The sequence below is a fragment of the Methylobacterium sp. WL103 genome (genome assembly GCF_008039885.1).
GTDB lineage: Bacteria > Pseudomonadota > Alphaproteobacteria > Rhizobiales > Beijerinckiaceae > Methylobacterium > Methylobacterium cerastii.
This window is the reverse complement of record NZ_VRUX01001274.1, coordinates 1-463: the sequence shown is the minus strand read 5'-3', so window position 1 is coordinate 463 and position 463 is coordinate 1. Positions and strand designations below refer to the sequence as shown.

The following is a 463-nucleotide window of genomic DNA, read 5'->3' as shown; positions in this document are numbered from 1 at the left end:
CCCGCGAGCCGTGCATCGATGCGGGCGGCGAGATCGATCCCGGCGGCCTGCGGCAGCACCCGGACGACGACGGCCCGCAGGATCGCGAGTTCCACCGCGTCGCAGGCCTGCGGGCGATAGGCGAGCTCGTCCGGCGCGGCGCGCTCGTGCAAGGCCGCGCGCAGGCGGCCGTTGACCCGCTCGGAGGCGATCAGGTCGCGATACGCTGCGTCGATCTTCGGCGCTTCAGGCTCTTCCGTGTGCGGCGCGACGACGTGGCCGCGAATCAAGTCGGCGACCGCATCCGGCCGCTCGATCGGCAGCAGGTGGCCGGCGCCGTCGAGGGTGACCAGGCGGGCCGAACCGAAATGCGGCGCCATCAGCGCGGTTTGCGCCTCCGGCCCGAGGTCGCCGTCCTCGCCACCGGCAAGGATGAGGGCGGGGGTGCGCAGGACGCCGACGCGCTCGCACCAATCCTCGCGGC

At 74.1% G+C, this 463-nt stretch carries 1 protein-coding gene; it reads right to left on the bottom strand.

The annotated features are described in order from the left end of the window. The coding region (locus FV222_RS30475; protein WP_246685732.1) for an alpha/beta hydrolase at nucleotides 1-463 on the bottom strand (463 nt) is incomplete at both ends.